This window comes from Klebsiella grimontii (assembly GCF_042137965.1).
In the GTDB taxonomy this organism is placed as follows: domain Bacteria; phylum Pseudomonadota; class Gammaproteobacteria; order Enterobacterales; family Enterobacteriaceae; genus Klebsiella; species Klebsiella grimontii.
In genome coordinates, this window is record NZ_CP169721.1 from 3759227 (window position 1) to 3780865 (window position 21639).

Annotated in this window: 19 protein-coding genes; 11 read left to right on the top strand and 8 right to left on the bottom strand. The window is 56.5% G+C overall.

All coding sequences use genetic code 11. The annotated features are described in order from the left end of the window. Nucleotides 1-20: 20 nt before the first annotated feature. Together aat and infA are read left to right on the top strand one after the other, a co-directional pair. Nucleotides 21-725: a leucyl/phenylalanyl-tRNA--protein transferase gene (gene aat, locus ACE3MN_RS17685; RefSeq protein ID WP_024360089.1), complete on the top strand. Its 705-nt coding sequence runs from the start codon at nucleotides 21-23 to the stop codon at nucleotides 723-725. Nucleotides 726-1004: 279 nt separating this feature from the next. Continuing rightward, nucleotides 1005-1223 (top strand): translation initiation factor IF-1, encoded by a 219-nt coding sequence (infA, locus tag ACE3MN_RS17690; RefSeq protein WP_002211347.1) that lies wholly within the window; start codon nucleotides 1005-1007, stop codon nucleotides 1221-1223. 138 nt (nucleotides 1224-1361) lie between these two features. Here infA and clpA read toward each other — a convergent pair whose 3' ends face one another. Together clpA and clpS are read right to left on the bottom strand one after the other, a co-directional pair. Continuing rightward, nucleotides 1362-3644, bottom strand: coding sequence for an ATP-dependent Clp protease ATP-binding subunit ClpA (gene clpA / locus ACE3MN_RS17695; RefSeq protein WP_101867741.1), 2283 nt, complete (start codon nucleotides 3642-3644; stop codon nucleotides 1362-1364). Between the two features lie 30 nt (nucleotides 3645-3674). Then, nucleotides 3675-3992: an ATP-dependent Clp protease adapter ClpS gene (clpS, locus tag ACE3MN_RS17700; protein ID WP_004130898.1), complete on the bottom strand. Its 318-nt coding sequence runs from the start codon at nucleotides 3990-3992 to the stop codon at nucleotides 3675-3677. A 324-nt stretch (nucleotides 3993-4316) separates the two neighbouring features. Here clpS and cspD point away from each other — a divergent pair, with 324 nt between their 5' ends. After that, the gene (gene cspD, locus ACE3MN_RS17705; RefSeq protein WP_004100627.1) at nucleotides 4317-4547 is read left to right on the top strand and encodes a cold shock-like protein CspD; all 231 of its coding nucleotides are present in this window, start codon (nucleotides 4317-4319) and stop codon (nucleotides 4545-4547) included. A 68-nt stretch (nucleotides 4548-4615) separates the two neighbouring features. Here cspD and macB read toward each other — a convergent pair whose 3' ends face one another. The 3 genes from macB to ACE3MN_RS17720 form a co-directional block, all read right to left on the bottom strand. After that, nucleotides 4616-6562, bottom strand: coding sequence for a macrolide ABC transporter ATP-binding protein/permease MacB (gene macB, locus ACE3MN_RS17710; protein ID WP_024360091.1), 1947 nt, complete (start codon nucleotides 6560-6562; stop codon nucleotides 4616-4618). Further along, nucleotides 6559-7674 carry a macrolide transporter subunit MacA gene (gene macA, locus ACE3MN_RS17715; RefSeq protein ID WP_004871729.1) on the bottom strand — a complete coding sequence of 372 codons (1116 nt, stop codon included), beginning with the start codon at nucleotides 7672-7674 and terminating at the stop codon, nucleotides 6559-6561. The genes macB and macA overlap by 4 nt, the downstream gene beginning before the upstream one ends. A 172-nt stretch (nucleotides 7675-7846) precedes the next feature. Further along, nucleotides 7847-9505, bottom strand: a complete 1659-nt coding sequence (locus tag ACE3MN_RS17720; protein WP_004871731.1) for an ATP-dependent endonuclease — start codon at nucleotides 9503-9505, stop codon at nucleotides 7847-7849. Between the two features lie 384 nt (nucleotides 9506-9889). Here ACE3MN_RS17720 and aqpZ point away from each other — a divergent pair, with 384 nt between their 5' ends. The 4 genes from aqpZ (at nucleotide 9890) to hcr (ending at nucleotide 14387) form a co-directional block, all read left to right on the top strand. After that, nucleotides 9890-10585, top strand: a complete 696-nt coding sequence (aqpZ, locus tag ACE3MN_RS17725) for an aquaporin Z (protein ID WP_004130892.1) — start codon at nucleotides 9890-9892, stop codon at nucleotides 10583-10585. A gap of 124 nt (nucleotides 10586-10709) precedes the next feature. Further along, nucleotides 10710-11609: a lysine exporter LysO family protein gene (locus ACE3MN_RS17730; RefSeq protein WP_004871736.1), complete on the top strand. Its 900-nt coding sequence runs from the start codon at nucleotides 10710-10712 to the stop codon at nucleotides 11607-11609. A 145-nt stretch (nucleotides 11610-11754) separates the two neighbouring features. After that, on the top strand, nucleotides 11755-13407 hold the full coding sequence (gene hcp, locus ACE3MN_RS17735) for a hydroxylamine reductase (RefSeq protein ID WP_098140534.1): 1653 nt from the start codon (nucleotides 11755-11757) through the stop codon (nucleotides 13405-13407). 11 nt (nucleotides 13408-13418) lie between these two features. Next, entirely contained in the window at nucleotides 13419-14387 is a 969-nt protein-coding gene (hcr, locus tag ACE3MN_RS17740; RefSeq protein WP_082237382.1) for an NADH oxidoreductase, read from the top strand. Nucleotides 14388-14426: 39 nt separating this feature from the next. On the opposite strand, the gene ACE3MN_RS17745 is transcribed toward hcr, so the two are convergent. Further along, nucleotides 14427-14861 carry a DoxX family protein gene (locus tag ACE3MN_RS17745; RefSeq protein WP_004871745.1) on the bottom strand — a complete coding sequence of 145 codons (435 nt, stop codon included), beginning with the start codon at nucleotides 14859-14861 and terminating at the stop codon, nucleotides 14427-14429. Between the two features lie 151 nt (nucleotides 14862-15012). On the opposite strand from ACE3MN_RS17745, the gene poxB reads away from it, so the two are divergent. The 4 genes from poxB (at nucleotide 15013) to ACE3MN_RS17765 (ending at nucleotide 20441) form a co-directional block, all read left to right on the top strand. Further along, nucleotides 15013-16731 carry a ubiquinone-dependent pyruvate dehydrogenase gene (poxB, locus tag ACE3MN_RS17750; RefSeq protein WP_024360095.1) on the top strand — a complete coding sequence of 573 codons (1719 nt, stop codon included), beginning with the start codon at nucleotides 15013-15015 and terminating at the stop codon, nucleotides 16729-16731. A 154-nt stretch (nucleotides 16732-16885) separates the two neighbouring features. Beyond that, nucleotides 16886-17887: a low-specificity L-threonine aldolase gene (ltaE, locus tag ACE3MN_RS17755; protein WP_004871751.1), complete on the top strand. Its 1002-nt coding sequence runs from the start codon at nucleotides 16886-16888 to the stop codon at nucleotides 17885-17887. A 10-nt stretch (nucleotides 17888-17897) separates the two neighbouring features. Beyond that, nucleotides 17898-19331 carry a DUF2867 domain-containing protein gene (locus ACE3MN_RS17760; RefSeq protein ID WP_375364125.1) on the top strand — a complete coding sequence of 478 codons (1434 nt, stop codon included), beginning with the start codon at nucleotides 17898-17900 and terminating at the stop codon, nucleotides 19329-19331. A gap of 96 nt (nucleotides 19332-19427) precedes the next feature. Continuing rightward, the gene (locus ACE3MN_RS17765; RefSeq protein WP_024360097.1) at nucleotides 19428-20441 is read left to right on the top strand and encodes an NAD(P)-dependent oxidoreductase; all 1014 of its coding nucleotides are present in this window, start codon (nucleotides 19428-19430) and stop codon (nucleotides 20439-20441) included. On the opposite strand, the gene ACE3MN_RS17770 is transcribed toward ACE3MN_RS17765, so the two are convergent. Beyond that, nucleotides 20438-21268 carry an N-acetylmuramoyl-L-alanine amidase gene (locus tag ACE3MN_RS17770; protein WP_049087316.1) on the bottom strand — a complete coding sequence of 277 codons (831 nt, stop codon included), beginning with the start codon at nucleotides 21266-21268 and terminating at the stop codon, nucleotides 20438-20440. The genes ACE3MN_RS17765 and ACE3MN_RS17770 overlap by 4 nt on opposite strands. Further along, nucleotides 21265-21588: a heavy metal-binding domain-containing protein gene (locus tag ACE3MN_RS17775; protein WP_004100606.1), complete on the bottom strand. Its 324-nt coding sequence runs from the start codon at nucleotides 21586-21588 to the stop codon at nucleotides 21265-21267. Before ACE3MN_RS17775 ends, ACE3MN_RS17770 begins: the two co-directional genes overlap by 4 nt. Between the last annotated feature and the right edge of the window lie 51 nt (nucleotides 21589-21639).

The following is a 21639-nucleotide window of genomic DNA, read 5'->3' on the forward strand; positions in this document are numbered from 1 at the left end:
CCTGATGCGTTGAGGTAAAAATGCGGCTGGTTCAGCTCTCTCATCATTCCATCGCCTTCCCCTCCCCGGAAGGCGCTTTACGTGAACCTAATGGCCTGTTGGCGCTGGGCGGCGATCTTAGCCCGGCGCGGCTACTGATGGCCTATCAGCGCGGTATTTTTCCGTGGTTTTCACCCGGCGATCCTATTTTATGGTGGTCTCCCGATCCGCGAGCGGTACTGTGGCCGGAGAAATTCCATCTCAGCCGCAGCATGAAGCGCTTCCATCAGCGCTCGCCCTATCGTGTGACGCTGAATCACGCCTTCGGTCAGGTTATCGAGGGCTGTGCCGACCATCGCGATGAGGGCACATGGATAACGGCAGGAATCGTTCAGGCCTACCATCAGCTGCACGAGCTGGGACATGCGCATTCTATTGAAGTGTGGCAGGGAGATGCTTTAGTCGGTGGAATGTACGGCGTCGCGCAGGGCGCGCTGTTTTGCGGAGAGTCGATGTTCAGCCGTGCCGAAAACGCCTCTAAAACCGCGCTGCTGATCTTTAGCCAGGTATTTTCACAGGATGGCGGAAAATTAATCGATTGTCAGGTGCTGAATAAGCATACGGCATCGCTGGGCGCAGTGGAAATTGCTCGCCGGGATTATCTCGACTATCTCTCCGTACTGCGGACTTATCGTCTACCGGAACGATTCTGGGTACCGAGGGTGCTATTTGCAGGAGAAGCGTAAATGTTTTCAGCACATTTTTTGTTGGGATGTTATAATTGCGCGGTAGAGTAGCTTCTGCCCGTTGCCCCGCCGCCGTTTGGGAATAATAAGAGTCAGATAACACCCATTGTTCTGTCACTCCCCCTTTACGTTTGCGCCTGTCACCCGGTTTATCCGCGTGAATTACGGGTAATGCGCCAAAACTACTTCGGCGATTTGACGTAAAACTTTACATACTTGCTGAACTTCGGCATTATCTTGCCGGTTCAAAACTACGGTAGTGATACCCCAGAGGACTAGATGGCCAAAGAAGACAATATTGAAATGCAGGGCACCGTACTTGATACGCTGCCTAACACTATGTTCCGCGTAGAACTGGAAAACGGTCACGTGGTAACTGCGCATATTTCCGGTAAAATGCGTAAAAACTACATCCGCATTCTGACGGGCGACAAAGTGACTGTTGAGCTGACCCCGTACGACCTGAGCAAAGGCCGCATTGTCTTCCGTAGTCGCTGATCGTTTTCGCGCTTAACGCGCCAGATGCTGAAGGCCGGGATAATTCCCGGTCTTTTCATTTCTACATCATTGACAACTTAAAGCGCGCAGATAAAAAAACCGGCCCTAAGGCCGGTTTTGTCATTGAGTACCAGAAACTTAATGCGCCGCTTCCGGTTTGTGCTTCTGCGCACTCTGGAAGTCGTAGGTCAGCGCGTTTTTCTCTTTATCCAGTTCCACAGTCACCTGGCCGCCGTCAACCAGTAAGCCAAACAGCAGCTCGTTGGCCAGCGGTTTTTTCAGGTTGTCCTGAATTACCCGTGCCATCGGACGTGCGCCCATGGCCCGGTCGTAGCCTTTCTCGGCCAGCCAATCGCGGGCTTCCTGGCTCACTTCCAAAGAGACGCCTTTCTGATCCAGCTGAACCTGCAGCTCGACGATAAATTTATCCACCACCTGATGGATAACCGTCGTAGACAGGTGATCGAACCAGATAATGTTGTCGAGACGGTTACGGAATTCCGGCGTAAAGATCTTTTTGATCTCCTCCATCGCATCCGGACTGTTGTCCTGATGGATAAGGCCAATGGATTTACGCTCGGTTTCACGCACCCCGGCGTTGGTGGTCATCACCAGCACCACGTTGCGGAAATCCGCTTTGCGGCCGTTGTTATCGGTCAGCGTCCCGTTATCCATCACCTGCAACAGCAGGTTAAAGACGTCCGGATGCGCTTTTTCAATTTCATCCAGCAGCAGCACCGCGTGCGGATGCTTGATAACCGCATCGGTCAGCAGCCCGCCCTGATCGAAACCGACGTAGCCCGGAGGCGCGCCGATTAAGCGGCTGACGGTATGACGTTCCATATATTCGGACATATCAAAACGCAGCAGCTCAATACCCAGCGACTTCGCCAGCTGCACGGTGACCTCGGTTTTACCCACCCCGGTAGGTCCGGCGAACAGGAAAGAACCCACAGGTTTGTGCTCATGGCCAAGCCCGGCGCGCGCCATCTTGATCGCTTCGGTTAAGGCCTCAATCGCCTTATCCTGGCCAAAGACCAGCATTTTCAGGCGATCGCCGAGGTTTTTCAGCGTATCGCGATCGCTGCGGGAAACGCTCTTCTCAGGAATGCGCGCAATCCGCGCCACCACGGACTCAATATCCGCCACGTTAACCGTTTTCTTACGTTTGCTCACCGGCATCAAGCGCGCACGCGCTCCGGCTTCGTCAATCACGTCAATCGCCTTATCCGGCAGATGACGATCGTTAATGTATTTCACCGCCAGTTCCACCGCCGCACGTACCGCCTTCGCGGTGTAACGGACATCGTGGTGCGCTTCATACTTCGGCTTCAGGCCGTTAATAATCTGCACCGTCTCTTCCACGGAAGGTTCGGTGATATCAATTTTCTGGAAACGACGCGCCAGGGCACGATCTTTTTCAAAGATGTTGCTGAATTCCTGGTAGGTTGTCGAACCAATTACCCGGATCTTACCGCTGGAAAGCAGCGGTTTAATCAGGTTAGCGGCATCGACCTGCCCGCCGGAAGCCGCGCCCGCACCGATGATGGTGTGGATTTCATCAATGAACAGAATACTGTTGGTGTCCTGCTCCAGCTGCTTGAGCAGCGCTTTGAAGCGTTTTTCAAAATCGCCGCGGTATTTGGTGCCTGCCAGCAGCGAGCCGATATCCAGTGAATAGATAGTGCAATCTGCCATCACTTCCGGCACATCGCCCTGCACGATACGCCAGGCAAGACCTTCAGCAATAGCGGTTTTACCGACGCCGGATTCCCCTACCAGCAGCGGGTTGTTCTTGCGACGGCGGCACAGAACCTGAATAGCGCGTTCCAGCTCTTTCTCGCGGCCGATCAGCGGATCGATACCGCCTACGCGGGCAAGCTGGTTGAGGTTGGTGGTGAAGTTTTCCATACGATCCTCCCCGCCTGCTTGCTCTTCGCTGCTGCCTGGCTGGCTTCCGCTGTTATCGGAAGACTGGCTCGGCTCGTCTTTACGCGTACCATGAGAGATGAAATTCACCACATCAAGTCGGCTGACTTCATGTTTACGCAGCAGATAGGCCGCCTGAGACTCCTGCTCGCTAAAAATCGCGACCAGAACGTTGGCGCCGGTCACTTCGCTGCGGCCGGAAGACTGGACGTGGAAAACGGCACGCTGCAGTACGCGCTGGAAGCTCAGCGTCGGCTGAGTATCGCGCTCTTCTTCCGTTGCAGGCAGTACGGGTGTGGTCTGTTCGATGAAGGCTTCAAGCTCCTGACGCAGCGCGACCAGGTCCACTGAACACGCTTCAAGCGCTTCGCGGGCCGAAGGGTTGCTAAGCAGCGCCAGCAACAAGTGCTCGACGGTCATGAACTCATGACGGTGCTCGCGCGCTCTGGCGAAAGCCATGTTTAAACTGAGTTCCAGTTCTTGATTGAGCATAGGCACCTCCCCCAAGTTTATTGCCTGCATTCAGGCTTTTTCTAGCGTACACAACAACGGATGTTCGTTCTCCCTTGCGTACTGGTTCACCATCGATACTTTGGTTTCCGCGACTTCGGCGGTAAAGACCCCGCAAATCGCTTTACCTTGATAGTGAACCGTCAGCATCAGTTGCGTTGCACGTTCAACATCATAAGAAAAGAATTTTTGTAACACGTCAATAACAAACTCCATTGGAGTGTAGTCATCATTGACTAATATCACTTTATACATAGATGGCGGTTTAAGCGCATCCTTAACTTCGTCCTCTACTAGCTGATCGAAGTCCAACCAGTCTCTCTTACTCATCGTCAGTGTTCATCATCGGTTGCTGTTGCCAACAGGCGGTGGCCTGTCGATGACCAGAGGCTATGCACATCACAAATCTACAATAGATCATAGATAATTATCATCTATTACTTCCATCCGCGATGTCTGTCACATTCCCCGGCAATAGCGTTAACTGCTTCAAATTTTGACGCATTTTTCACCGTCCCCCAGCGTCAATCGCTTGACGCATTTCCTGATTTCTCTAAATTGTAGTGGCGAGAGTTGGCGAGCAAATGAACAACTCGTCACTCCACTACCGGTTCATTCCATCTTACTTATAAGATTTACGAAGGATGTCGAAGTATGGAAATGGGTACTGTTAAGTGGTTCAACAATGCCAAAGGGTTCGGTTTTATCTGCCCTGAGGGCGGCGGCGAAGACATTTTCGCCCATTACTCGACCATCCAGATGGATGGTTACAGAACGCTAAAAGCCGGACAAGCGGTTCGGTTTGATGTTCACCAGGGGCCAAAAGGTAACCACGCCAGCGTGATTGTCCCTGTTGAAGCTGAAGAAACAGAAACAGCCGCATAACTCTTTTGCTTCATTGTGTACATCCCGCCAGCAAAATGCCAGTCCTTCTGACTGGCATTTTTTTATCGCTACTCGCGCGCCAGGGCGTCTACCGGGTCCAGACGCGCCGCGTTGCGCGCCGGTAGCCAGCCAAACAGCACCCCGGTCAGCGTGGAGCATAAAAACGCGGTCAATAACGCCAGCGGTGAAAAACCGATCTCCCAGCCGGGTAAAAACAGCTGTAGAACAAAGGCGATCAGCAGCGAAAGCGTGACGCCCAGCGCCCCGCCGACCAGGCAAACCAGCACCGCCTCGATCAAAAACTGCTGTAACACATCGCTGGCCCGCGCCCCGACCGCCATACGGATACCGATCTCCCGCGTGCGCTCGGTGACTGAGACCAGCATAATGTTCATTACGCCAATTCCGCCGACCACCAGCGCAATCACCGCCACCAGCGTCAGAAACAGCTGTAATGTATGTGTGGTCCGCTCCGCCGTTTTCAAGACGCTGTCCATATTCCAGGTAAAAACATCTTTCTTGCCGTGACGCAGTTCCAGCAGGCGCAGCAGCTGCTGCTCAGCAATCGAGCTGTCATAACCTTCGTTCACCCGCACGGTAATGGAGTTCAGCCACGACTGTCCCATCACCCGCCCGGCCATCGTGGTATAGGGTAACCAGACGCGCAGAATTTTGCTGCTGCCGAACATCGACTGTTTTTCATCCGCGACGCCGATCACCGTTGCTGGCATATTGCCGACCAGAATGATCTCACCCACCACTTTCGCTTTGTGCGGAAACAGCTGTCGACGCGCGTTGCTGTCGAGCACCACCACCTGCGCGCGGCTATTTAGCTGGAGCTCGTTAAAGGTATTTCCTTCGCTAAAAGTCATGCCGTAGACGTTAAAATACTGCGCCCCCACGCCCTCGGCGCTGGCGGCAACGTCAATATTATCCGCCCGCAGACGCAGGCTTTTTGATACCGCCGGGGTCGCCGAGCTGACCCAGGGCTGTTTCTGAATAGCCAACAGATCATCGTACTTGAGAGACTGCTGATAGCGGGGATCGTCATCGCCGAAATCCTTGCCGGGATAAACATCAATGGTATTGGTACCGATAGCGCGAATATCGGCGAGCACCATCTGCTTCGCGGCATCGCCCACCACTACAATCGACACCACCGAGGCAATGCCGATAATAATCCCGAGCATCGTCAGCAGCGTGCGCATTTTATTCGCCGCCATCGCGCGCCAGGCCATGACCAGCGCTTCGCGAAAGCCGCTGCTGAACTGACGCCACGCCGATGGCTCAGCCGCCCCGCGCTGGTGCAGCACGCCGCCGTGGGCGGAACCCAGCGCGGGCGGATTACGCACGATTTCACCATCGTGTATTTCAATGACCCGTTCCGCCTGGGCCGCCACCTGCGGGTCGTGGGTGACAATAATCACCGTATGCCCCTGCGCTTTTAGCTGGTGAAGGATCCCCATGACCTCTTCGCCGGAGCGGCTGTCCAGCGCGCCGGTTGGCTCATCCGCCAGAATCACTTCCCCGCCGTTCATCAGGGCGCGGGCGATACTCACCCGCTGCTGCTGGCCCCCGGAGAGCTGCGAAGGCTGATATTCAGCCCTGTCGCCCAGCCCCAGCCGAATCAGCAGCTCATGGGCCCGAGCCAGGCGCGCTTTACGCTCCGCGCCGGCATAAACCGCCGGAACTTCGACGTTCTGCGCCGCGGTCAGATGCGATAGCAGATGATAGCGCTGGAAAATAAAACCGAAATGTTCCCGCCGCAGGCGTGCCAGTTCATCGCCGTTAAGACGGGCCACGTCCGTACCCGCGACCCGATAGGTGCCGCTGGTGGGTTTGTCCAGACAGCCCAGAATATTCATCAGCGTGGATTTACCGGAGCCGGACGCCCCGACGATAGCCACCATTTCTCCGGCGGCGATGCTCAACGTAATGCCTTTCAGCACCTCAACGTTGCCCTCGCCAGAAGGATAGCTGCGGCGAATATCACGCAGTTCCAGTAACGCCGTCATTTCGCCGCTCCGGCCGCACCTTCGCCGATAATCACTTCATCCCCCTCTTCCAGCCCTTTCACCACCGCCACATCGGTGTCGTTACGCGCGCCGATAACGATTTCGCGCTCTTTAACTTCACCGGTACGCAGCAGACGCACGTGATAGCGGTTATCGCCGATGGCGTCACCCAGCGCGCTCAGCGGGAGGGTGATGACGTTTTTTACTTCAGAAAGCTGGATATGCACCTGAGCGGTCATCTCCAGACGCAGGATCCCCTGCGGGTTCGGCACTTCAAAACGGGCGTAGTAGAAAATCGCGTCATTGACCTTTTCGGGTGTCGGCAGGATATCCTTCAATGTTCCTTCATAGCGCGTCAGCGGATCGCCCAGCACGGTAAACCAGGCTTTTTGCCCCGGCTTCAGATGAATCACGTCCGCTTCCGAGACCTGCGCCTTCACCAGCATGGTGCTGAGATCGGCCAGGGTTAAAATATTCGGCGCCTGCTGGGCGGCGATCACCGTCTGCCCCTGCAGGGTAGTGATTTGCGTCACTTCCCCGGACATCGGCGCCAGAATTTTGGTGTAGTCGAGGTTGGTTTTGGCCGTATCCAGGGTAGCCTGATTACGTTTGACCTGCGCTTCAATCGTACCGATTTGCGCTTCTTTGACCGCTAAGTCGGTCGCGGCGGTATCGAGGTCCTGGCGAGAGACCAACTGGCGCTGCGCCAGCTGCTGCTGGCGGGCCAACGTCGTCGCGGACAGTTTACGTTCCGCACGCGCCTGGTTGAGCTGCGCCCGCAGCTCCATCAGCGTCGCTTCAACTTCTTTAATCTGGTTTTCCGCCTGCTCGGGATCGATAACCCCCAGCAGCTGATCTTTTTTCACTTTGTCGCCAATCTCAACGCGCAGCGTTTTTAGCTGTCCGCTCACCTGCGCCCCGACGTCAACTTTTTTTAACGCATCCAGCTTACCGGTCGCCAGCACGCTCTGCTGCAGGTCTCCTTTGCGTACCACCAGCGTCTGATACTGCGGCAGCGGCGCATTCAGAATTCGCCATCCCCAGACGGCGAGGGCCAGTACGACAATCGCCAGCAGCCACCATACTTTCCTGCGCTTTCCATTTAATTTCATAAAAATTCCTGATGTTTTAACCCGCAGAACCCGCGACAATTCTATCTAAATGCGGTAATAGAATAACGCGCATTTTTAGCTGCGCTTAATTTTTGTTTAACCGAAGTTGAAGGTCGTGCGGATAAAGGCGTGCCGGGAGAGTTCCCGGCAGAGAGATAAACGGCGGTCGGCGCTAATCCGCCCGCCCGCGCGCCAGCCATAGCACGCGGGAGAACATTTTTTTCAACAGCGCAGGAATGGCGTCAACCCCGCGACGCCCGGCCTCCATCGCCACTTCAATCGCCAGGTCCGGTTTTGACGAACGGTGGATCGCTTTGGTGATCACCCGCCGCATATTCATGGGAATATTTATCGGCAGCTGGGCCACCCGATGATAAACATCGTCGAAGCCCTGGCGATACATAAAATGCTCCATATCCATCGCCGGTAGCGCGGTGAGATGGTCGCGCTCAAGCATTTTGTCGTCATTCAATAGCCCGCGAACGGTGGCGGCATATTTCTTCCCGGCCTCATCGCCGTCCACCAGCACGTGCCATTCAATCCCCATTCGCCGGGCGAATTTGATAAGCGGTTTTAATCCCGACTGGGCAAACTCAATCACCTTCACCCCTTCCGCATCAAAGTGGTGGCCGCACTGGCGCGCCAGCTCGTTGATAACCCAGGTTTCGGTCTCCCCTTCGACCAGTAGCCAGCAGCGGGCAAACAGCGATGAAGCGCGGTTAAAGCGAATATGAAAAGCGATGCGCCGGCTGTCTTCGGCATTCATCCCGCCGGGCCCCAGCCGCCAGGCGGATACCCGTGATGATTCACGCACCAGCCGGCAGACGTGCTCGACGGGCGTTAATGACAGCAGTTCGCCGGAGTTCGTCGTCGTCACCCGCTGTAGCGGCAGTAAATTAAGTAAATGCCAGGCTACGGACAGCATAATCGGATGCAGCCGGGTTTCCGGATCCTCAATCAACAAGAGCGGCCGCGCATCGCGATCGAGTCTCACCGTGCCTTTCGCCTGCAGCAGCGTAGAAAACAGTCCCAATAAAATCACCCGATGGCTGCGCCCGCCGGGCTTGTCGATCATCCTGTTAATGATGTCCAGGTAGCGCCAACTGCGCTGTTCATCATGTGAATGACGGCGCATCAGGCGATGACGCGACTGCGCGCTGCTCTGCTCGGCAAAATAGTGCTCCAGCAATTGCACCATGGCCGACAGTCCCTGGCGGATCTGCCCATCGGTTAAATTTTGCGGATGATGCACCAGTTCACGAGAGAGGAAATCAAGCTGGCGTGCGGTAATCTCGATCTGCGGCGAATGCGGAACGGTGCCGTTGTGGATCCGTCGCATAAAGCGGGCGTCGCGCAGCCGCAGAACCGGCATCAGCCGCACCAGGTGACGGGCGAGTTCATCAATATCGTCAAGCTCCAGCGCTTCCCCTTCACCGTTAATAAAACTACGCAGGGTCATTACGCTGTCGTCATCGGCAAGCTCCCCCTCGAGGCGATAGAAAACGCGCTGATAGCCGTCGTCGCAGGGCACCCAGCAGTTACTGAGAGGGCGATAGCGTCGCACTCGATGGCGGCCGGGTTCATTCTCACGGAAGGTCAAAATGATATGCAGATGATGCTCGCGTCCCTGAATATCGCCGGGCGGAAACCAAAAATCTTCCCGAACAAAATGATAAAGGTCAAACTCCGGGGACAGGAGTAGCGTCAGGGCATCCAGCAGGCTGGATTTACCCCAGGCATTTTCGCCAATAAGCACGTTATTTTGCTCAAGCATCAACGATAAACGGTTAATGCCGCGAAAACCGACTATTTCGACGCGCTCAAGATGCATATGCCCTCCGCTCGGTGGCGACTATCTCCTTCAGTTATCAGCAGTATAGCGAGGTGAGCATCAACATGACACTCCGGGCGTATTATGAATCGCTATAGGGTGAAGAGGCGGAATGTGATGCGCGGTATTTCACTTAATTGAGAAACGCATTCATCATCAAAAGTCGTTTTTTTAATCATTTTTGTTCTACACTTTTAAAAATTCCCATGAAAAAAGGAATCCCAGCACATTGTTCTAAATCAAATTACATCAATTTATTTAACTGGTCCCGGAGTAGCGATCGTCCATAGAATAGCGTCGCTTTATTCTAGTCGTCATTCTTTGTGTCGAAAATAAAGGCCGGCACGAAAACTCGTGCGCGTTTACGTTTTTATTGAGGTGGTTATGTTTAGAAAATTAGCAGCAGAATGCTTTGGTACATTCTGGCTGGTATTCGGTGGTTGCGGCAGCGCCGTTCTGGCTGCAGCGTTCCCGGAACTGGGAATTGGTTTTGCCGGCGTCGCGCTGGCTTTCGGTTTAACCGTATTAACCATGGCCTATGCCGTTGGTCATATTTCCGGCGGGCATTTTAACCCAGCGGTGACTTTAGGTTTATGGGCCGGCGGTCGTTTCCCGGCCAAAGAGGTAATTGGTTATATTATCGCCCAGGTTGTCGGCGGTATTATCGCCGCCGCTATTCTGTATGTTGTCGCCAGCGGTAAAGCGGGCTTCGACGCCGCCGCTAGCGGGTTCGCTTCGAACGGTTATGGCGAACACTCTCCGGGCGGCTTCTCCATGCTTTCCGCCATTGTGATTGAGATTGTCCTGACCTGCGGCTTCCTGCTGGTTATTCACGGCGCCACGGATAAAAACGCCCCTGCCGGCTTCGCCCCTATCGCCATTGGTCTGGCGCTGACGCTTATTCACCTAATCAGCATTCCGGTCACCAACACGTCGGTAAACCCGGCGCGTAGCACCGCGGTAGCGATTTTCCAGGGCGGCTGGGCGCTGCAGCAGCTGTGGCTATTCTGGGTAATGCCGATTATCGGCGGCATTCTCGGCGGCGTGCTCTACCGCACCCTGCTGGAAAAACGCAGCTAAGCTCCCACGATTCTCTTGAGGCCCGGTACTACCGGGCCTTTCTTTTTTCCGACTACTTTACTCAGTCCGGCGATTTGGGTAGTGTCAGTGACGCTATTTTCACTCTGCAAGGATCGTGTCGTTCATGTTTTCGGGACTATTAATCATTCTGCTGCCGTTGGTCATAGGCTATCTTATTCCTCTTCATCGGCCATCAGCCCTTAAACTCATTACGCGATTTCTGAGCTGGATCGTCTACGTTATTCTCTTCTTTATGGGTATTAGCCTGGCCTTCCTGGACAATCTGGCCAGCAATCTTCTGGCGATCCTTCATTATGCGGCGGTCAGCGTCGTTATTATTATGCTGTGCAATATTGCCGCCCTGATGTGGCTTGAACAGAAAATGCCCTGGCAAAATCATCATCGTCAGGAAAAATTACCCTCGCGTCTGGCAATGGCGCTGGAATCCCTTCAGCTATGCGGCGTGGTGCTTATTGGCTTCCTGATTGGTCTGAGCGGTCTCTCTTTTTTACAACACGCCACCGAGGCCAGCGAATATACGCTGATTTTCCTTTTGTTCCTCATCGGTATTCAGCTGCGTAATAATGGCATGACGCTGCGGCAAATCGTTCTTAATCGTCGCGGCATGATTGTCGCGGTGGTGGTGATGGTCAGTTCATTGCTGGGCGGCGTCATCAATGCCTTTATTCTCGACCTGCCGCTAAAAACCGGGCTGGCCATGGCCTCCGGTTTTGGCTGGTATTCGCTCTCCGGGATCCTGCTGACCGAATCCTATGGCCCGGTGATTGGCAGCGCGGCATTCTTTAACGATCTTGCCCGTGAACTGCTGGCGATTATGCTTATCCCCGGGCTGGTGCGCCGCAGCCGTTCAACGGCGTTAGGCCTTTGCGGCGCGACATCAATGGACTTTACGCTGCCGGTACTACAACGCTCAGGCGGGGTGGAGATCGTCCCGGCGGCCATCGTGCATGGCTTCATTCTGAGCCTGCTGGTGCCCATCTTGATGGCTTTTTTCTCCGCTTAATACCTCTCTGGCGGTAGTTCCCTGCCGCCAATTTTGCGCTAAATCAATCTCCCTGTAAGTTGTACGAGAAATACCTTTTATCTTCACGCGCTCGGGCATAACCTTAAACATGTATATTAAATATAACTTTAAAAAAGGTGTGACCATGTTTTGTGTGCAATGTGAACAAACCATCCGTACCCCGGCAGGGAACGGCTGCTCTTACGCGCAGGGTATGTGCGGGAAAACGGCCGAAACGTCCGATCTGCAGGATCTGTTGATTGCTTCTCTGCAGGGCCTCTCCGCATGGGCGCTTAAAGCCCGCGAATACGGCATCATCGACCATGACATCGATAGCTTCGCGCCGCGCGCTTTTTTTTCCACGCTGACCAACGTTAACTTCGACTCCCCGCGTATCGTTGGCTACGCCCGCGAGGCCATCACCCTGCGCGAAGCGCTGAAAGCCCGGAGCCTGAATATCGACGCTCATGCGACGGTTGATAACCCGATGGCCGATCTGCAGTTAGTGAGTGACGATCTCGGCGACCTGCAGCGTCAGGCGGCGGAATTCACCCCGAACAAAGACAAAGCGGCCATCGGCGAGAATATTCTCGGCCTGCGCCTGCTGTGCCTGTACGGTCTGAAAGGCGCGGCGGCCTACATGGAACACGCCCACGTTCTCGGTCAGTACGACAACGCCATCTACGCCCAGTACCACAAAATCATGGCGTGGCTCGGTACCTGGCCTGCCGATATGAACGCGCTGCTGGAATGTTCGATGGAAATCGGCCAGATGAACTTTAAAGTCATGAGCATTCTGGACGCCGGCGAGACCAGCAAATATGGCCATCCCACCCCGACGCAGGTCAACGTCAAAGCGACCGAAGGCAAATGTATCCTGATTTCTGGCCATGACCTGAAAGATCTGTACAACCTGCTGGAGCAGACCGAAGGCACCGGCGTTAACGTCTACACCCACGGTGAAATGCTGCCGGCGCACGGTTACCCGGAGCTGCGTAAATTCAAACATTTGATCGGTAACTACGGCAGCGGCTGGCAAAACCAGCAGGTCGAGTTTGCCCGCTTCCCTGGCCCGATTGTCATGACCTCAAACTGCATCATCGACCCAACCGTCGGCGCCTATGACGATCGTATCTGGACCCGCAGCATCGTCGGCTGGCCGGGCGTGAATCATCTGGAAGGCGAAGATTTCGCCCCGGTTATCGCTCAGGCGCAGCAGATGGCGGGCTTCCCGTACAGCGAGATCCCGCACCTGATCACCGTTGGTTTCGGTCGTCAGACCCTGCTGGGCGCGGCGGATACGCTGATCGACCTGGTGAGCCGTGAAAAGCTGCGCCATATCTTCCTGGTGGGCGGCTGCGACGGGGCGCGCGGCGAACGTAACTACTTCACCGATTTCGCCACCAGCGTACCGGACGACTGCCTGATCCTGACCCTGGCCTGCGGTAAGTACCGTTTCAACAAACTCGAATTCGGCGATATCGAAGGTCTACCGCGTCTGGTCGATGCCGGTCAGTGTAACGACGCTTACTCCGCCATCATCCTGGCGGTCACCCTGGCGGAAAAACTGGGCTGCGGCGTCAATGACCTGCCGCTATCGCTGGTACTTTCCTGGTTCGAGCAAAAAGCGATTGTCATCCTGCTGACCCTTCTCTCGCTGGGCGTGAAAAACATCGTCACCGGCCCGACGGCGCCGGGCTTCTTCACGCCGGATCTGCTGGCCGTGCTTAATGAGAAATTCGGTCTGCGTTCGGTGACCACCGTAGAAGAAGACATGAAGCAACTGCTGAGCGCGTAAGGAGTAAAAGTATGACTTTGCCAACCCATCAGTGCCCGTGGCGGATGCAGGTTCACCACATCCATCAGGAAACGCCGGATGTGTGGACAATTTCGTTGCTCTGCCACGACTATTATCCGTATCGTGCCGGGCAGTACGCGCTGGTCAGCGTACGCAATTCGCCGGAGACGCTGCGTGCCTACAGCCTCTCCTCGACGCCGGGCGTTAGCGAATATCTTACGCTGACCGTACGCCGTATTGACGAGGGCGCGGGTTCGCAGTGGCTCACCCGCGACGTGAAGCGCGGCGACTATATCTGGCTGTCCGACGCGATGGGTGATTTCACCTGTGACGATAAAGCGGACGATAAATTCCTGATGCTGGCCGCAGGATGCGGCGTCACGCCAATCATGTCAATGCGCCGCTGGCTGGCGAAATATCGCCCGCAGGCTGATGTTCAGGTGATTTTTAACGTGCGTTCTCCCCAGGATGTCATTTTCGCTGAGGAATGGCGTCAGTATCCGGTGACGCTGGTGGCGGAAAATCACGCCGCCCACGGTTTCGTGGCAGGACGTTTAACGACCGAACTGCTGCAAAGCGTGCCGGATCTGGCATCGCGTACCGTCATGACCTGCGGCCCGGCGCCGTATATGGAGTGGGTTGAGCAGGAAGTGAAAGCGCTGGGCGCGACGCGCTTCTTCAAAGAGCAGTTCTTTACGCCGGTAGCCGACGCCGCTACCAGCGGCCTGAAGTTCACCAAACTGCAGCTGGCGAAAGCGTTCTATGCGCCGGTCGGCGCCACGCTGCTCGAAGCGCTGGAAAGTAACAAAGTGCCGGTTACCGTCGCCTGTCGCGCAGGCGTCTGCGGCTGCTGCAAAACGAAAGTGGTTTCCGGCGAGTATACCGTCAGCAGTACCATGACGTTAACCGATGCGGAAATCGCAGAAGGCTACGTGCTGGCCTGCTCCTGCCATCCGCGGGGCGATCTGGTACTGGCTTAACCAGCAACTGCCGGATGGCGCAGCGCCATCCGGCTATCTTTACCGCCAGGCCGAATTGCCGGCGATGGCATAGCGCCCTGCCCCCAAAAAAGCGACCGCCAGCGCACCCACGAAAAAATAGACCAGGCTCTCAATCGCCCACGCGCCGACCGCATCCAGCGCGAAGGTTTTGCCCGTCCCGACCATCAGCCAGGCGACGACCATCGTAAACGCCAGCACCAGCGCCGCCGGACGGGTAAGAATTCCCAGGATCAGCAGGCAAGGCGCAACCACCTCACCCACTAATACCCCATAAGCGATAAAACCCGGCAATCCTTTTGCTACCAGCATATTGCTGATTCCCCCTACGCCATCAAATAGCTTGTGCAATCCGTGAAACAGCATCAGTCCGCCAACGGCAAGTCGTAACAAGAGTTTGCCGAAATCGTCATGAGACAGCAGTTTATTAACAGCATTTAACAGCGATTTAACCATTTGAAATGATTCCTGTTTACCACTTTATGTGAGCACAGATTATGCGGAGTTTTTGCTGAAAAAAACCAGCGAAAATGAGGGGTTAAAGCGAGCGTAACTGGCAGTATCATCTAAGCTTGTAAGCGTTATCACAAAAAGGAGATGGAGAACCATGAAACAGACCGTGGCGGCATACATTGCCAAAACTCTTGAACAGGCTGGCGTTAAACGTATTTGGGGCGTAACCGGGGATTCTCTTAACGGCTTAAGCGACAGCCTGAACCGCATGGGGACCATCGATTGGATGCCCACGCGCCACGAAGAAGTGGCCGCCTTCGCCGCCGGAGCGGAGGCCCAGCTTACCGGCGAACTGGCGGTATGCGCCGGTTCCTGCGGGCCGGGCAACCTGCACCTGATTAACGGCCTTTTCGACTGTCACCGCAACCATGTTCCGGTGCTGGCTATCGCCGCCCATATTCCTTCCAGTGAAATCGGCAGCGGCTATTTTCAGGAGACGCACCCTCAGGAGCTGTTCCGCGAATGCAGCCACTACTGCGAACTGGTCTCATCCCCGGAACAAATTCCGCAGGTGCTGGCCATCGCCATGCGCAAAGCAGTAATTAACCGCGGCGTCTCGGTAGTGGTGCTCCCCGGCGACGTTGCGCTAAAACCCGCGCCGGAAAGCGCCAGCAGCCACTGGTACCACGCGCCGCTGCCGCAGGTGACGCCGGCGGAAGAAGAGCTGAAGAAGCTGGCCCAGCTGCTGCGCTATTCCAGCAACATCGCCCTGATGTGCGGCAGCGGCTGCGCCGGAGCGCATAAAGAGCTGGTGGCGTTCGCCGCGAAGCTCAAAGCGCCTATCGTTCATGCGCTGCGCGGCAAAGAGCACGTTGAATACGACAACCCTTATGATGTGGGGATGACCGGGCTGATTGGCTTCTCCTCCGGCTTCCACACCATGATGAACGCCGACACCCTGGTACTGCTCGGCACCCAGTTCCCCTATCGCGCCTTCTACCCGACGGACGCGAAAATTATTCAGATCGATATCAACCCCGGCAGTATCGGCGCCCACAGTAAAGTGGACATGGCGCTGGTCGGCGATATCAAATCCACCCTCAACGCGCTGCTGCCGCTTCTCGAAGAGAAAACCGACCGCAAATTCCTCGATAAAGCGCTGGAACACTATCGCGACGCGCGTAAGGGGCTCGACGATCTGGCCAAGCCCAGCGACAAAACGCTTCATCCGCAGTATCTGGCGCAGCGCATCAGCCACTTTGCCGACGAGGACGCCATTTTTACCTGTGACGTGGGTACGCCGACCGTCTGGGCCGCGCGCTATCTGCAGATGAACGGCAAGCGCCGCCTGCTCGGCTCCTTCAACCATGGGTCAATGGCTAACGCCATGCCGCAGGCCATCGGCGCAAAAGCCACGGCTCCCGACCGCCAGGTCGTGGCAATGTGCGGCGACGGCGGCTTTAGCATGCTAATGGGGGATTTCCTCTCGCTGGCGCAAATGAAGCTGCCGGTGAAAATCGTTATCTTCAATAACAGCGTACTGGGTTTCGTGGCGATGGAGATGAAGGCCGGGGGCTATCTGACAGACGGCACCGAGCTGCACGCCACCAACTTTGCCCGCATCGCCGAAGCGTGTGGTATCAAGGGCATACGCGTTGAGCGTGCGTCAGAGGTTGATGAAGCGCTGCAAACCGCTTTCGCTACCGATGGCCCGGTACTGGTGGATGTGGTCGTCGCCAGTGAAGAGCTGGCGATGCCGCCGCAAATCAAACTGGAGCAGGCCAAAGGTTTCAGCCTTTATATGCTGCGCGCGATTATCAGCGGCCGCGGCGACGAGGTTATTGAACTGGCGAAAACTAACTGGCTAAGGTAAAAATATCCTTTTCAATTCATACACAAAATCCTTCGTGTTGCCTCAAGGCGGCAAGCCCGAACATCCCCGGGAGCATAGATAACTATGTGACCGGGCTTTGAGGGTGTAGCCAACGCAGAAGCAGCGCGAAGAATGAAGTGTATAAGGATATGACATGATAGATTTACGCAGTGATACCGTCACCCGCCCGGGCCGCGCCATGCTGGAAGCTATGATGGCCGCCCCGGTCGGGGATGACGTCTATGGCGACGACCCGACCGTTAACGAACTCCAGCGCTTTGCTGCCGAGCTGGCGGGCAAAGAAGCCGCGATCTTCTTGCCCACCGGCACCCAGGCCAACCTGGTCGCCCTGCTCAGCCACTGCCAGCGCGGCGAAGAGTATATCGTCGGCCAGGGCGCGCATAACTATCTCTATGAAGCCGGCGGCGCGGCGGTACTCGGCAGCATCCAACCGCAGCCCATCGACGCCGCAGCGGACGGCACCCTGCCGCTGGACAAAGTCGCGGCCAAAATCAAACCGGACGATATTCATTTCGCGCCCACCCGCCTGCTGTCGCTGGAAAATACCCATAACGGCAAAGTGCTGCCGCGTGAATATCTGAAAGAAGCCTGGGAATTCACGCGCCAGCGCGGCCTCGGACTGCACGTGGACGGCGCGCGTATTTTTAACGCCGTCGTGGACTACGGCTGCGAGCTGCGCGATATCACCCGCTACTGCGATTCTTTCACCATCTGCCTGTCCAAAGGCCTTGGCGCGCCGGTAGGCTCGCTGCTGGTAGGGAGCGAAGAGTATATTCGCCGCGCGATCCGCTGGCGGAAAATGGTCGGCGGCGGAATGCGTCAGGCGGGGATTCTGGCGGCGGCTGGCCTGTATGCTTTGCAGAACAACGTCGCGCGCCTGAAAGAGGATCATGACAACGCCGCGTGGATGGCGGAGCAGCTGCGCGCCGTCGGCGCTGACGTGATGCGCCACGATACCAATATGCTGTTTGTTCGCGTTGGTGAAGCGCGCGCCACCGCGCTGGGCGAGTATCTGCGCGAACGCGGGGTGCTGATCAACGCCTCGCCCATCGTGCGCCTGGTGACGCATATTGACGTTAACCGCCAGCAGCTCGCCGAAGTAGTGAGCCACTGGCAGGCATTTTTAAACCGTTAAGGAGTCCGGTGTGTCGCAGCGAATTCTGGTGCTTGGCGCCAGCGGTTATATCGGCCAGCATCTGGTGAAAAGACTCAGCGAGCAGGGCTTCACCGTGCTGGCGGCGGCACGCCACATCGACAGGCTTAAAAAACAGCATCTCCCCGGCGTCGAGTGCTATTCGCTCGATTTAAACCAGCCGGAAGCGCTACCCGACCTGCTGGCGCAGGCTGATACCGTTTACTATCTGGTGCACGGGATGGGCGAAGGCGGCGACTTTATCCGCCACGAGCGGCAGGTCGCGCTCAACGTTCGCGACGCGCTGCGCGAGACGCCGGTGAACGAAGTCATCTTTCTCAGTTCCTTACAGGTGGCGGAGCAGGAGCAATCCGATCATCTACGCGCCCGCCAGATCACCGGCGATCTGCTGCGCGAATCGGGCGTCCCGGTAGCGGAAGTTCGCGCCGGCATTATCGTCGGCGCCGGTTCCGCCGCCTTCGAAGTGATGCGCGATATGGTTTACAACCTGCCGGTGCTGACGCCGCCGCGCTGGGTACGCTCGCGCACTACGCCGATTGCGCTGGAAAATTTGCTCTACTATCTGCTGCGGTTGCTTGACCATCCGTCCCGCGAGCATCGGGTGTTTGAAGCCGCCGGGCCGGAAACGTTAAGCTATCAGCAGCAGTTTATCCGCTTTATGGCGGTCAGCGGCAAACGACGCCCGCTGATTCCTGTTCCTTTCCCTACCCGCTGGATTTCAGTGTGGTTTCTCAATGTGATTACCTCGGTGCCGCCAACCACGGCCAAAGCCCTGATTCAGGGGCTAAAGCACGATCTGATCGCCGACGATCGCGCCCTGCGGGCCTTAATTCCTCAATCGCTTATCGCGTTTGATGAGGCGGTGCGCCGCACGCTTAAAGAAGAGGAGCAGCTAGTGAACTCCAGCGACTGGGGCTACGATGCGCAGGCCTTCGCCCGCTGGCGGCCCGAATACGGCTACTATCCGAAACAGGCGGGCTGTACCGTTAATACTTCCGCCAGCTCCGGCGCGCTGTGGGAGGTGATCAACCAAATCGGCGGCAAAGAGGGCTATTTCTTCGGTAACGTGCTGTGGAAAACGCGCGGGGCGATGGACCTGCTGGTCGGCCATCGGCTGGCAAAGGGGCGTCCGGAAAGAGCGTATCTGCAAACCGGCGACGCGGTGGACAGCTGGAAGGTCATTATCGTCGAGCCGGAAAAGCAGCTGACGCTGTTATTCGGCATGAAAGCGCCCGGCCTTGGCCGCCTGAGCTTTACCCTGCGCGATAAAGGCGATCATCGCGAGCTGGACGTGCGCGCCTGGTGGCACCCGCACGGTATGCCGGGGCTCTTCTACTGGCTACTGATGATCCCGGCGCATCTGTTTATTTTTCGCGGTATGGCGCGACGCATCGCCCACCTGGCGGAGCAAATCACCATCAAATAGAGTATACGTATAGAATTCTTTCATGATTCTCATTGCATCGTAGTCAGAATCACGGAAAAATGCGCACGAAATTCTTTTGTTTAACAGTGGATCGATATGAAGGTACTGGTTACCGGTGCGACCAGCGGATTGGGCCGCAACGCGGTGGAATATCTGCGTAACAGGGGCATTAGCGTCAGAGCGACCGGGCGCAACGAAGCGATGGGCAAGCTTCTGAGCAAAATGGGCGCAGAGTTCGTCCCTGCGGACTTAACCGAGCTGGTCTCTTCGCAGGCCAAAGTGATGCTTGCCGGTATCGATACCCTGTGGCACTGTTCCAGCTTTACCTCGCCGTGGGGCACCCAGCAGGCCTTCGATTTAGCTAACGTCCGCGCGACTCGCCGTCTCGGCGAGTGGTCGGTAGCCTGGGGCGTGCGCAACTTCGTGCACATCTCTTCGCCGTCGCTCTATTTTGATTATCACCATCATCGCGATGTTAAGGAAGATTTTCGCCCGCAGCGTTTCGCCAACGAATTCGCCCGCAGCAAAGCGGCAAGCGAAGAGGTGATCCATCTTCTGGCGCAGGCCAACCCGAATACCCGCTTTACGATCCTGCGCCCGCAGAGCCTGTTTGGCCCGCATGATAAAGTGTTTATCCCGCGGCTGGCGCAAATGATGCAGCACTACGGTAGCGTTCTGTTGCCGCGCGGCGGCAGCGCGCTGGTGGATATGACCTACTATGAAAACGCGGTACACGCGATGTGGCTCGCCAGCCAGCCCCAGTGCGACCTCTTGCCCTCGGCCCGGGCGTACAACATCACTAACGGCGAACCGCAAACCCTGCACAGCATCGTACAGAAACTCATCGATGAGCTGGGAATAAAGTGCCGCATCCGTTCGGTCCCTTACCCGATGCTGGATATTATTGCCCGCAGCATGGAGCGCTTTGGCAATAAGTCAGCTAAAGAGCCCGCCTTTACCCACTACGGCGTCTCTAAGCTGAACTTTGATTTCACCCTTGATATCTCCCGCGCCCAGCAGGAGCTAGACTACCGGCCGGTTGTCACGATGGATGAAGGCATTATCCGTACCGCCGCGTGGTTGAAGGACCACGGTAAGCTGCACTATTAACCCCGCCCATACTTTTCCAGCAGCGCTTCGGCTATCGCCAGGGTTTGGGCATCGGCAACCCCGTCCCAGCGCTCGGGGCGGAAGTGCATCTGGAAAGCCATAATGACCCGCTTCTGCTGTGCAGGGGTCATGTCCGGCGTCACCTGATAGCCGTAGCGAGACAGCACGTCCAGCAGCTCTGCGGCGTCGACCGGCTCGTATGACGGGCGCCCCTGCAGATAAAACGCCACGCGCTGGGCATCCGGCCATGCGCCAATTCCCTGTTCGGCCAGCCTGCGCCACGGGAACAGCGGCCCCGGATCGTCTTTACGCTGCGGGGCGATGTCCGCATGCGCGACCACGTTCTGCGGCGCGATATGGTAGCGGGCGATAATGTCTTTCGCCAACGGGATCAGAGCGTCAATTTGCGCCGGATTAAACGGCGTGAAGCTTTTGCCCCCGGCCGTTTTTTGCCAGCCGCGATTCTCCAGCTCAATACCAATCGAGGTATCGTTAATACGCGTGCTGCCGCGCCAGAAGCTGACGCCCGCATGCCAGGCCAGATCCTCTTCCGGCACCAGCTGCCAGATCCGCGGTTTGCCTCCGTGCAGCGGCGGTATCTCCGGAATCAGGTAGTGAGAGCTCACCTGGTTATCCGTCAGCGTCGCCAGCGAAACGTCGAAATCATCGGCGGTGTAGTGGATCACCAGCACTTTGATGCGCGGATAAGCCGCCTGCGCCGGGTGGCGCGTATCCAGCTGATAGCCGTCGCGATCGATAATGCCCTTTTCCGTAGCGCAGCCCGCCAGCAGCAGCGTCAGCAGGACGCCTGCCCGGCACATTCTCATCGCCGGGTCTTCACCGCGGTGCCGCTGACGCTGACCATCAGCATGCTGCTATCTTTACCGACGGTTTCATAATCAATATCAATGCCGACAACCGCGTTGGCGCCCAGCGCTTTGGCCTGTTCGCTTAGCTCTTCAAAGGCGATTTCCCGGGCTTTACGCAGCTCTTTTTCATAGGCGCCGGAACGACCGCCGACGATATCGCGGATGCTGGCGAAAAAATCGCGGAATACGTTAGCGCCGAGAATCGCTTCCCCGGTGACGACGCCGCAGTATTCGATGATGGGCTGACCTTCGAGGGTTGGCGTAGTTGAAAATTGCATGTTCAAACTCCTTCTTTAGCGTTCAATGCGTTAGCTCTAAGGGTCAAGCAC